This is a genomic window from Pseudoalteromonas sp. BSi20439 (assembly GCF_000241165.1).
In the GTDB taxonomy this organism is placed as follows: Bacteria; Pseudomonadota; Gammaproteobacteria; order Enterobacterales; family Alteromonadaceae; genus Pseudoalteromonas.
On sequence record NZ_BADW01000217.1, the window covers coordinates 1 to 11,292 of the forward strand.

An 11,292-nucleotide genomic window follows, 5' to 3' on the forward strand; every position below is an offset into this window, starting at 1 on the left:
CTCGAAAGAGCCGGGCTTTTTTACGTCTGTAGGAAAGTGAAATGCGCACACTCATCCAGCATCTATCGCGTATGTTGGGCGAGCGAAGCGACTCCCGACGAATAAAGAGTTCAGCATTTGCTATGTGGCTCTCTAGCGCTGTGGGCACTACGACATTCTAATGCGTAGCGCACCGACTCCAAATACAAGTCAGTGTTTAAGTCATGCTCTAAAAGTTTTGAAGTATCATTATCAGCCCTGCTACTCTTTACTGATCTGAGTTATTCACCTTGTACTTTAAACTAGTCCCCAAATTATCATCTTGTTGCAATTTCATTGTTGGTTTAATAACTGTCCTGTGTAAAACTATCGAAGATAATTTAGTAAATCAGGTGACATGAATGTCGAATATAAAAGCTTGGAAACTTCTCAGCCTGTTTTGTTTGTTTACAGCACTGATTGGTTGTCAATCTAAAGAAGAACAGCTACAACAAACAATTCAAGAGTCCATTAAAAAGGCCGATGTCGAGCTTACTCAGCTTGGTAAAGCACTTGATAATGGTAGTATACGTAATGCGATTATTCTTAAAGAATACAGTCGTATCCTTAAACAACAGCAGCCTGAACTCAGTAAGGTTGTTGATGTCGTTAGCCTTGATGCCACACGCCAAGGAGCCCTTTATAGTGGCTTAACCCAACGTCTTGATGATATTAAGGGTAATTACTTAATTCCTCCTTACGAAGACACTTTATACAATATTGATTTATTGCGTGAAGCAGCAAAGCCAACGTTATTTTCTGATGCCTTAACCGATCCTATAAATATGCTTGCGGATATGTCGAATGGCTCTTTAGCACGAGTCGGTGCTATAAGCCAAAAAGCTGAAGGCCAAGGGGTGGGTAACCAAATGGTAGGTAACCCTAACTATGGTAATTGGCAAACGAATAGTAGTGGTATTAGCTTTTGGCAGTGGTACGGCATGTACCGTATTTTGGGTGATGTATTTGACCGAGTTGAATACGGAAGTTGGAGTAAGCGCCGTAAGTACAGTTACTACAATGATTATGGTCGTACTCGTTACTCAAGCCCTAAACAAATAAAAACCCAAAGTGCCTTAGAAACACGTACACGACAATCTTACCAACGCCAAGGCAAGCAGTTCACTAGTCCTTATGCGAGTAAAAAAACAGGTGCATCAGGTTTGAGTCGCAGCAGTTATACGCCGCCTAAAAGTCGTAGCAGTTACTCAAGAGCGAGTAGTTACAGCAATAATTCAGGATCGGTTCGTAACAGCAGTAGCAGAACCTCGCGCGGCGTAAGTCGTGGTAAGTAAAGAATAACGTTGGAGTTAGAATAATATGTATGAATTTAATGGAATAACTATGTGGTCTTTGCAAGCACTGGCTGTAGACTTTGCAATTATCATCTTACTGTTTGTCAGCTTAAAGTATATTAAAGGTTGGGTGTCTAATTTACATGCCAATGATGAAATTACCGAGCGCGATAACTTTGCATTCGGAATAAGCTTTGCCGCTGGCTTAGTTGCCCTTGCGATTGTGTTAACTGGCGTGAGTAGTGGTGCCTTTGCTGCTACGTTACAAAAAGAAGCTCTGTTAATGCTTGGCTATGGCGCATTAGCAATTTTGCTTATAAAGCTGGGTCACTTTTTTCAAGATAAAGTGGCGCTGCGTAAAGTGAGCTTACATAACGAAATAGTCAAAGGTAACGTTACTGCATCAATTATTGATTTTGGCCATGTAGTAAGTGTTGCAGTGGTTATTCGCTCTGCACTATTGTGGGTTGCTACCGAAGGCTGGCATGGCATTCCTATTGTTATCGCCGCTTTTGTAATTGGCAGTGTGGTATTACTGTTAGTAAGCCAATACCGAGTGCAGTTATTTAAGCGCACCAATAAAAGTGGCGATTGCCTACAACAAGCTATTGTTGATGGTAATTTAGCAGTAGGTGTTCGCTATGCCGGCTTTTTAATTGGTAGTGCATTAGCCATTACTGCTGCAACAGGCATCGCTCCTTATGCCGCTGATAATATTAACGCGAGTTTACTTTACTGGGCGCTAAGTGCCGTTGTTTGTTTGGTTGCTTTCATTTTACTGCACTTACTGACGATTAAAATCATCTTGTCTGGATGTAACATTTCAGATGAAGTGAACCGTCAAAAGAATGTGGGTGTTGCCGCTATTTCTGCAGCTGTATCATTTGCCGTCGGGATCACTATGGCCACACTACTGGGTGCATAATCACGTGTCATCAACTCAAGCTTCCCCAAGTAAATTTAATTTACTTGGGCATGATATTTTACTGATCACTGTTATGGCCGTACTCGCTGGGTGCGGCCTTATTTATGAATATTTACTTTCTCATTACGCTGGCCGAGTACTTGGTTCAGTTGAGAGTGCAATTTACGCCATGATAGGCACTATGATTGTAGCTATGGGGATGGGGGCATTCTTAGCGCGTTGGTTTAAAGATGCCTTTACCGCATTTGCCTGGCTAGAAAGCATTATTGCGCTCATAGGTATGGGCTGTATATTAGCCATTGCCAGTATTATTGCTGTAAGTTATTCACTTCCTCATTTATTCTCAAGCATTTTTAATATTCCCCCTGACGTTATTCTTAATGGTTATGTGTTTCAAAAGCTGCAAGAGTGGTCGCGCTTTTTACCTTATGTATTTGGCTTAATATTAGGGCTATTTATTGGTATGGAAATACCGCTTATTGCGCGTATTCGCCAGCATGTTTATGGACGTTTTTTAGAAAATAACGCCGGCACTATATATGGGGCTGACTATATTGGCGCTGGTATTGGCGCGGCAATTTGGGTGAGTATTATGCTCGCGATGCCAATAATGCAAGCCGCCGCTTGGACTGCGCTATTTAATATTATTGCCGGCCTTGCCTTTTTATGGCGTTACCATAGCTATGTACGCTTTGCTAAGTTGCTATTGGTTTGCCATATATTACTGCTGGTGTTATTCGCTTTTATTTTACAGTTTGGTAGTAGCTGGATGGATAACCTAAGTAACGTACTATACAAAGATAAAGTTATTTATTCCCAAGCAACGAAATACCAGCATGTGGTGTTAACCGAACGCTTAAGTAAAAATCAGCCACAGCCTATCACCGATCTATACTTAAATGGTCGGTTGCAGTTCTCTAGTGTAGATGAGCAAATATATCACTCAATGCTGGTTTATCCTGCCATGCTGGCATCTAATCGTCATGACCGTGTTTTGATTATTGGCGGCGGCGACGGGTTAGCCATGCGAGATGTATTAAAGTGGCCGGTTGAGGAAGTAACCTTAATTGATTTAGATGGACAGCTACTTAATTTATTTGGTCATAAAAATAACCAATACACACCGCCTGAAGATATTAAACAGCGACTAGTGGCACTCAATAATGAATCGATGCATGACCCGCGAGCAAATATTATTGTGGGCGATGCATTTTTAGAAGTTGAAAGGCTGCTGGATCAGGCTAAGCAGTTCGATACTATATTAATTGATTTACCTGATCCTAATCACCCCGATCTGAATAAGATGTACAGCGACTATTTTTATAATCATGTACGTCAATTGTTGGCACCCGATGGCGCAATGGCAGTACAGTCAACCTCGCCTTATCATGCAAAAAAGGCGTTTTTAAGTATTGCTAAAACCGTTAAAGCGGCCGGTTTTGACTATGTAGAGCAATATCAGCAAAACATACCTTCGTTTGGTCAGTGGGGATGGACAATTGCCACTAAAATGGGGCAATCACCGAGTACGCGTATTAGCAATGTGACTGATATGCCAGTGCCCTCTCGGTGGATTAGTAAAAAATATTTACTAGCCAGTTTTGCATTTCCTAATAACTATTTTGAACAAGTTAACGATATTGAAGTCAATAGGTTAGGTTCTGGTCGCTTATATGATTATTACCGGGCTGCTTGGCAAATAGAAAGTGAATTGTATAAAAATTAATAAAACATGGTTGACATAATATGTCGACCATGCGAATCTTAACTCAGACATAATATGTCAAACGACAAAAAGGCAGAGACATGGAATTAAATGAACTTTCAATAAAATTAGCGTCTTTTGAAACCGAGGGTGCTAACTTTGAGTCTTTCTTGATTGCCAATCCAGGTGAGCAAGATGTTTTACAAGTCATTGTTGATGGAAACGATGAGCTTCCAATTTTTGTTACCCAAACACAAGAGCAATTATTATGTATTAGCTATTTGTTTGGTGAAGACGAAGTAAAAAGCGAGTTACGCGACGAGTTAAACGAAACACTACTGCGTTTAAACGTGCCAATTCCGCTAAGTGCATTTGCTAAAATTGATAATAAATATGCGATTTTTGGTGCACTGTCGGTAAATTCATCATTAGATGACGTTACCCACGAGCTAGTGACATTAGCCGATAACGCAATTGATGCACTAGAAGCCGTGACCTTGTATTTAAACGATTAGGATACCCGCATAGGTAAATGCTGATAGCTTATAGTATATGGCTCTCGCTTTACCTAATAGGATATAAACAAGTTTTTGGAGTTAAGATTATGAGTATTTTAAAAAAATTATTTACAGCGGTACGTGGCGGCGCGCGTGAAGCGGGCGAAGCAATTGTTGATGCGAATGGTATTCGTATTTTTGAACAAGAAATTGCCGATGCGCAAAATGCACTACATCGTGCTAAAAAAAGCCTAACAGAAGTGATGGCTAAAGAAATGCAAACTAAGCGTAAAATTAGCGCGGTGGATGCATCAATTGCTGAGCACGAAGCGTATGCAGGACAAGCGCTTGAAAAAGGTAATGAAGCATTAGCATTAGAAATTGCAGAAAAAATTGGTGACTTTGAAGCTGAGAAAGCCGAACACGAGCAAGTGTTATCGGGCTTTAGTAATCACATAGTGACGTTGAAACAGCAAGTTAAAGATGCTGAAAAATCAATTAAAGAAAATCAGCGTCAGCTTACTATGGTTAAAACCACAGAAAGTGTTCAGCAAGCGACAATGGCTGTAAATAGCACCTTGAATACTAATAGCTCGTCGATGACATCGGCGCGTCAGTCACTTGAGCGTATTAAGCAACGTCAGCAAGATCGTAGTGATCAGCTAGGTGCTGCAAAGTCTCTAGAAGCAGATGTTAATGGCGACGATTTAAAAGCTAAAATGGCTGAAGCGGGTATTGGTGATACCAATCCAAAAAGTGCTGATATTTTAGCGCGCATTAAAGCGAAGCAAAATAGCTAACATTTAGAACCATATTAAAAAGGTAACCGAGTTTCGCTCCGTTACCTTTTTTGCTTACAGAGGCACCTTATATGTTTAATTTTTTCAAATCTAAAAAAAAGCCAGAACGTCAGCTTAATCACGCGAGTGACCTTAAGAAAGGCGACATGTTTACAGTGATTGATTCGTTTGCTTATCCTGCATGGCTTAAAGGCCAAACACTTCGCGTTATTGATGTACAAACGTATCAGTACCAACACAGCAGTGATACTGAATTTGTACTTGAAACTAACACAGGCCAAGTGGTGTTTTTACAAATAGAACAAAACGATGGTGAGCAGTGGGCTAATTTCTCAATAAAGATTCAGCGTGATGATGTTGATGAAGTATTTGGTTTGGATGAGTTTTCACGTATTTTTGATGAAGAGTCGCTAACGCATATTACAGTTAAAAATACGCCTGAGCGTTTTATGCAGTTTTTAGCTGACAGTTATCAACAAAGCGAATCACCTTATGTATGTTATTTCCATAATAAAGACTTTCGTGGCCAAACGCTGCCTCGTTATGAGCAAGACGGTGGTGAGCCGTGTGAAATGATTTGTTTAGCGTCACCCGATGAAGCACATAGCGTTAATATCGAAATTTGGGAGGGAGGTGAAACAGAAGTATCACTGACGTTAACTCGCCCAATTAGCGACATTGTTGACTTGTTTCCTGGAGATGCCCAGTGAGTGATGCTAAAGACAAGTGGTTGCGCCAAGAACAAGCTGTGCGCGCCACACAAATGGCATTTGATTTGAGTAGTGAGGTACAAAAGTCGATAAAAAAACAAGCTATCGATCAAGAACTCACTCCCTCAGACATGATCCGTAAAATTTTAGGTCTTGATGTAAAGTCTAAAAAAACACGGCAACGTTTATCGTTTAATTTAAATGATGATGAAATAGCGCAATTGGCTAGCCGGTTTGAAGTTGCAGTAGATGATAAAAGAGCGGTAAAGCAACAGGTAGCAGATCTACTCATTGAGCATACAAAAAAGGCTAAGTAACCCTTTTGCCTTCTTTATATAAAATACTTACACTGAGGTTTATTATTTCTAAAGAAGTGCCGCTGTGAATATTATATTGATTGCCTACTTACTCATGTTTGCTTTATTTGGTACGGCGGCAAGTTACTTCGTGCGTTTTATATATGCTTACTGGGTACAGAAAAAAATGCCACTGGAATACATTTTTAAGGCAGGTGTATGTATTTTCATAGTAGTGGTTATTTCGGTGTTAATACCACTGTTGAGTTAACACCGAAACGAACTGCTACTGATAATTAACGGTTTGACATTGGTTATCAATACACAAAGAGTGTACTTCAAGTACAGGTGAGCATTGATTTGACCCAAGAGTTGAGTTTTTTTGCTGTTCTTGTTGGGTAATACTTTGTGCTAATTGCTCGGCGTTTTTTTGAGAATTATTTAATGTTGAATATACAACATACTTACTCGGCCCTCCACAGACACGCGAGCCAACACCTAACACCTTACATTGATAACTGGCTGTGCAGCTTTTATTACTTGTAAGCTCATTAAGCTGAGTATTTAAAACAGATTCACTCGCGTTTTGAGCTGTGCTTGGTGTTAGTGCGCTACTGCAACCGCTAAGCAGCATAGTCATGACAACACTGGCAGCTGATAGTTTAATTACGGATGACAAACAACTCATAATCTAATCCTTAAAATACACTTACCGCAGAGCCTTCAAGTTTAACACATTTATTTTCAACGCACTGGGTACTAGGCGCAGTTAAATGTTGGCAAATACTCATCATGCCTTTTTGCGCATTATAAGTACTTTCCAATTGAGTAATTGTATCGCTTAGGGCTGAAACCTGCTCCTGAGATGCGCTTTGCGTAGAGTACACAATATAATCGCTTGGACCACCACATGCTCGGCTACCCACTGCATTTACTTTACACTGTGAACTCGTTGAACACTGTTTATCTGCAATTAAGTTGTTAAGCTTATTTTTTGCCGTTTTAATATCATCAAGCGACACTTCTTTTGCAGCATCAGCTGGTAACGGCTGTGCAATTTTATTTTGCTTATTCGCTTGTGGTAGTTTTTGTTGAGGTATTGGCGTAGACGTGTTTTCTACCGCATTGGTTTTAGTTTGCTCAGTGTTAGTTGAGGTTGTTTCCAAGCAAGCTGTTAAGCAAAGTGGTAGCAGTAGAGCGAGTAATGGAGTACGCATAATCGTTCCTGATAGTGATGAATTATTCATCACTATCATACACGGTGCATTCATTACAGCAATAAAAACTCTACTATCAACAAATTAAAGAGGCGGGAACGAGCATTTTTATGTTAATCCGCCTTGCGTTAATTTAGCCGGATTGAGAAGTGCTTCTAACTCTGAACGAGATAGGTCGGTTTCTTGCTCGGCGATATCAATAATTGGCTGCGCTTGCTGGTAGGCTTGCTTGGCAATTTTTGCTGCTTTCTCATAGCCAATAACAGGGTTTAGCGCGGTTACTAAAATCGGGTTTTTAGTTAATGCTTTATCAATCTGAGTTTGATTAACTTTAAAGCTAGCAATGGCTTTATCTGCCAACGCTTGCGCGCTATTAGCGAGTATCTCGGTACTTTGCAAAATATTGTAAGCGATTACCGGCAGCATTACGTTAAGCTCAAAGTTGCCAGCTTGGCCTGCAACCGTAATAGTTGCGTCGTTACCAATGACTTGGGCGCTAACCATTGCAGCGGCTTCTGGGATCACCGGATTCACTTTACCAGGCATAATTGATGAGCCAGGCTGTAATGCTTCAAGTTCAATTTCTGAAAGTCCCGCAAGTGGGCCTGAGTTCATCCAACGTAAATCGTTGGCTATTTTCATTTGTGCAACTGCATAGACTTTTAGCTGTCCTGATAAAGCGACAATCGCATCTTGCGATCCAATATTATAAAAAAAGTTATCGCTAGGGGTAAATTGAATCCCTACCTTTTCAGTTAGCTGTGTGGCAAATAGAGCGGCAAATTGTGGGTCGGCATTAATACCTGTACCTACTGCTGTGCCACCCTGCGCTAGCTCACAGACACGTTGTAGTGCATGCTCAATACCGCTGGCTGCATGCTTTACCTGCGATTGCCATGCGCTGAGTGTTTGCTCAAAAGTTATTGGCATTGCATCCATTAAATGAGTGCGCCCAGTTTTAACTATGTGACCGATGTCTGCTTTTTTTTGCTCTAAGGCGTCTGCTAAATTTGCTAGTGCTGGCAGTAATTTTTTATCAACGCTGATCGCACTACTCAAAGCAATCGCAGTGGGAATAACATCATTAGAGCTTTGCCCCATATTCACATCGTCATTTGGGTGAATAGCTTGGTTAGCATGTTTTGAGGCTAAGCTCGCAATGACCTCATTAGCATTCATATTTGAGCTAGTACCTGAGCCAGTTTGAAAAATATCAACGGGGAAATGCTCATAATGCTTTCCATCAATAATTTCTTGGCAGGCGTGGTCGATCGCATTTGCTTTCGTTTTATCTAAATGGCCTAGTTTTAAATTGGTTATTGCAGCGGCTTGTTTGATATACGCTAAGGCAATAATAAATTGCTGCGGCATTGTGAGGCTGCTAATTGTAAAGTTATTTATGGCGCGTTGGGTTTGTGCTTTATAAAGTGCGTCAGCGGGTACGTTGAGTGTGCCCATGCTATCTGATTCTGTTCTAAAGTTACTCATTAGTACTCCTATAAAAGAGAATATATGACAATTAACTACGCTATATAAAAAGATATGGTGCTGTTGTTGCTATTTACAACGGTATAGCTAAAAAGTAGAGGGCGTCAAGGTAAGCTAATGATGGAACTAAAAATAAAAAGTCGACTTAAACTGATTTTTAAGTCGACTTAAATAATGTCTTTATATAAACAGCCGGTTATAAGGCTCAACAGAATTTTAATTGTAGCCAAGAATAAATATTTGGTCTGTTTCATGTTTGTTTTGTGCCTTTTGAGTATTTTTTACATGAGAGAGTAAATCGATTGCCGTTGCTCTACAATCTGTTTCATAACTCGTTTTATCTAGGCTTTTGTCTGCAACAGCCATTACAGCGTCTACAGCGGAATAGGTTGAAATATACATAATGTTATCCTTTATTAGTTAGTACTCATTAAGTGAGTAGTTTAATAAAAGCATATAGCGTACCAGCTCGGTAAATATAATTTAACGTATTGAAATTAAAGTTATTTTATTATTTTGGTTAATTTAATCACGACAGAATAGCTGAAATTTGTTTTACTATTGTGCATTCATTTGCAATTTAGGTGCACCAGCATGAGCAAACCGTTTTCACAAGCCTGCGAAAATAATAAAAATCATATACTTAAGGCTTTGCAGCCTGCATTGCAAAATGCAGCGTCAGTACTCGAGATAGGCTCAGGGACGGGTCAGCATAGCGTTTTCTTTGCCAAAAAATTGCCACATTTACAATGGTATACCAGTGACCGAGAGGTTAATCATCAAGGAATAAAGTTATGGCATGATGAGGTGCAACTGGCAAATTTGCACCTGCCCTTATTACTTGACCTAAACGATCCTTGGCCAGTAAATAAAGTGGATGCAATTTATACTGCCAATACCTTTCATATAGTAAGCTGGGAGTTAATCACGCGTTTTTTTGCTGGAGTAAATCAGCACTTAAATCAGCAAGGGGTGGTGTGTATATATGGCCCTTTCAAATATAAAGGGGAATTTACCAGCCCCAGTAATGATGAATTTAACAGTTTACTGCAAAGTCGCGACCCACTTAGTGGTATCCGTGATTTCGAAGCGATTGAGCAACTTGCAGTGCAATCAGGGCTTAAGTTACTCAGCGATACGGCGATGCCTGCAAATAATCAGTTACTCATTTTTAAACGGCAATAAAGAGTTGCATTGTTGTTTGTAAATGTCGATATGTTGGCATTCGCGTTCTAAGTAATCTGCAATGGCATTATTAAAATCGGGGTGAACAATGTGATGGGCAGAGTAAGTGGTTATCGGTTGGAAACCACGTGCTATTTTATGCTCTCCTTGTGCACCGGCATTAAAGCACTGAATGTTATGCTTAATAGCATAATCAATCCCTTGGTAATAACACAGCTCAAAGTGAAGCGAATCTATCTCCTCACTAGCGCCCCAATAGCGGCCGTAAAGGGTATTGTCACCAATTAAGCTTAAGGTGGCGGCAATGACGTGTTGGTCTCTTTTGGCTAGCATAATGAGCAATTTGTCAGCCATTAAGGCGTGTAGCAAGCTAAAAAACTCACTGTTTAAGTAGCCTAAATGGCCCGAACGTTTTAAATAAGTGCGTTGATAAAACTCACAAAAAAGCTGCATTGTAGCGGTAGTAATTTGCTCGCCTTTGAGCCATTCAATACTGATATTCTGTTGTGTAATTTTAGCACGCTCTTTTTTAACGGCTTTACGCTTACGGGCATTAAAGGTTTTTAAAAAATCGTCAAAATCTTTAAAGTTATTATTAAACCATTGAAACTGCACGCCGGTTCTTCGCATCGCGCCGGTATCATAAAGGTGGATGGCTTGTGCTTTATCGCAAAAGTTTACATGCCAGCCTGACCATGTCTGTTCTGCGCAGTGGCTATTAAGTTGCTCTGTTATGTACTTATACACTAGCTTTGGATTGCTATGCATAATACCTATTCTTTGTCCCTCAATCGGGCTAAAAGGAATACCGCACAGCCATTTAGGGTAATAATCTAAGCCATTTTTTTCATAAGCTTCAGCCCATGCCCAGTCAAATACATATTCACCGTAGGAGTGCGCTTTTAAGTAGCCTGGGGCAAGCGCAATGAGTTTATCACCATCATAAACGGCTAAGTGATTAGGCTGCCAACCTGCTTTTGCGCTTACACATTGGCTTTGCTCAAGTGCGTATAAAAAAGCATGTTGAGTAAAAGGATCATCGCCAAAAAATTGATGCCATTGTGTTGCGTCAACCTGGTTGATGCTATTAAACCATTGGTGAGAAAAGTGGCTCATAATACTTTGCCTACTATTATTGAAAGTGTGTTATTTGCTA

Annotated in this window: 14 protein-coding genes; 9 read left to right on the forward strand and 5 right to left on the reverse strand. The window is 40.2% G+C overall.

The window, feature by feature from the left end:
* Positions 1 to 380: 380 nt before the first annotated feature.
* The 8 genes from P20439_RS16400 to P20439_RS19060 all read left to right on the forward strand — a co-directional run bounded on the left by P20439_RS16400 (position 381) and on the right by P20439_RS19060 (position 6,517).
* Positions 381 to 1,313, forward strand: coding sequence for a hypothetical protein (locus P20439_RS16400; RefSeq protein ID WP_008113289.1), 933 nt, complete (start codon positions 381 to 383; stop codon positions 1,311 to 1,313).
* 25 nt (positions 1,314 to 1,338) lie between these two features.
* Entirely contained in the window at positions 1,339 to 2,238 is a 900-nt protein-coding gene (locus P20439_RS16405; RefSeq protein ID WP_036934523.1) for a DUF350 domain-containing protein, read from the forward strand.
* 4 nt (positions 2,239 to 2,242) lie between these two features.
* Positions 2,243 to 3,964, forward strand: a complete 1,722-nt coding sequence (locus tag P20439_RS16410; RefSeq protein WP_008113286.1) for a polyamine aminopropyltransferase — start codon at positions 2,243 to 2,245, stop codon at positions 3,962 to 3,964.
* Positions 3,965 to 4,044: 80 nt separating this feature from the next.
* Entirely contained in the window at positions 4,045 to 4,458 is a 414-nt protein-coding gene (locus P20439_RS16415) for a YjfI family protein (RefSeq protein WP_008113284.1), read from the forward strand.
* An 89-nt stretch (positions 4,459 to 4,547) separates the two neighbouring features.
* Positions 4,548 to 5,240, forward strand: a complete 693-nt coding sequence (locus P20439_RS16420; protein WP_008468485.1) for a PspA/IM30 family protein — start codon at positions 4,548 to 4,550, stop codon at positions 5,238 to 5,240.
* A 71-nt stretch (positions 5,241 to 5,311) separates the two neighbouring features.
* Positions 5,312 to 5,950: a hypothetical protein gene (locus P20439_RS16425; RefSeq protein WP_008468487.1), complete on the forward strand. Its 639-nt coding sequence runs from the start codon at positions 5,312 to 5,314 to the stop codon at positions 5,948 to 5,950.
* On the forward strand, positions 5,947 to 6,267 hold the full coding sequence (locus tag P20439_RS16430; RefSeq protein WP_008468489.1) for a hypothetical protein: 321 nt from the start codon (positions 5,947 to 5,949) through the stop codon (positions 6,265 to 6,267). Before P20439_RS16425 ends, P20439_RS16430 begins: the two co-directional genes overlap by 4 nt.
* Positions 6,268 to 6,331: 64 nt before the next feature.
* The gene (locus tag P20439_RS19060) at positions 6,332 to 6,517 is read left to right on the forward strand and encodes a hypothetical protein (RefSeq protein ID WP_008468491.1); all 186 of its coding nucleotides are present in this window, start codon (positions 6,332 to 6,334) and stop codon (positions 6,515 to 6,517) included.
* 15 nt (positions 6,518 to 6,532) lie between these two features.
* Here P20439_RS19060 and P20439_RS16435 read toward each other — a convergent pair whose 3' ends face one another.
* From P20439_RS16435 to P20439_RS16450, 4 genes are all read right to left on the reverse strand, one after another.
* Entirely contained in the window at positions 6,533 to 6,934 is a 402-nt protein-coding gene (locus tag P20439_RS16435; RefSeq protein ID WP_008468492.1) for a hypothetical protein, read from the reverse strand.
* Between the two features lie 10 nt (positions 6,935 to 6,944).
* Complete coding sequence (locus tag P20439_RS16440) at positions 6,945 to 7,463, reverse strand: hypothetical protein (protein WP_008468493.1); 519 nt, start codon at positions 7,461 to 7,463, stop codon at positions 6,945 to 6,947.
* A gap of 108 nt (positions 7,464 to 7,571) precedes the next feature.
* Positions 7,572 to 8,951, reverse strand: a complete 1,380-nt coding sequence (locus P20439_RS16445) for a lyase family protein (protein ID WP_008468495.1) — start codon at positions 8,949 to 8,951, stop codon at positions 7,572 to 7,574.
* Positions 8,952 to 9,167: 216 nt separating this feature from the next.
* Positions 9,168 to 9,353: a hypothetical protein gene (locus P20439_RS16450; protein ID WP_008468498.1), complete on the reverse strand. Its 186-nt coding sequence runs from the start codon at positions 9,351 to 9,353 to the stop codon at positions 9,168 to 9,170.
* 192 nt (positions 9,354 to 9,545) lie between these two features.
* Between P20439_RS16450 and P20439_RS16455 the strand changes: the two genes are divergently transcribed.
* Complete coding sequence (locus P20439_RS16455; RefSeq protein ID WP_008468501.1) at positions 9,546 to 10,136, forward strand: DUF938 domain-containing protein; 591 nt, start codon at positions 9,546 to 9,548, stop codon at positions 10,134 to 10,136.
* On the opposite strand, the gene P20439_RS16460 is transcribed toward P20439_RS16455, so the two are convergent.
* Positions 10,113 to 11,252 (reverse strand): GNAT family N-acetyltransferase, encoded by a 1,140-nt coding sequence (locus P20439_RS16460; protein WP_008468503.1) that lies wholly within the window; start codon positions 11,250 to 11,252, stop codon positions 10,113 to 10,115. The two genes, P20439_RS16455 and P20439_RS16460, sit on opposite strands and share 24 nt — an antisense overlap.
* Positions 11,253 to 11,292 lie beyond the last annotated feature (40 nt).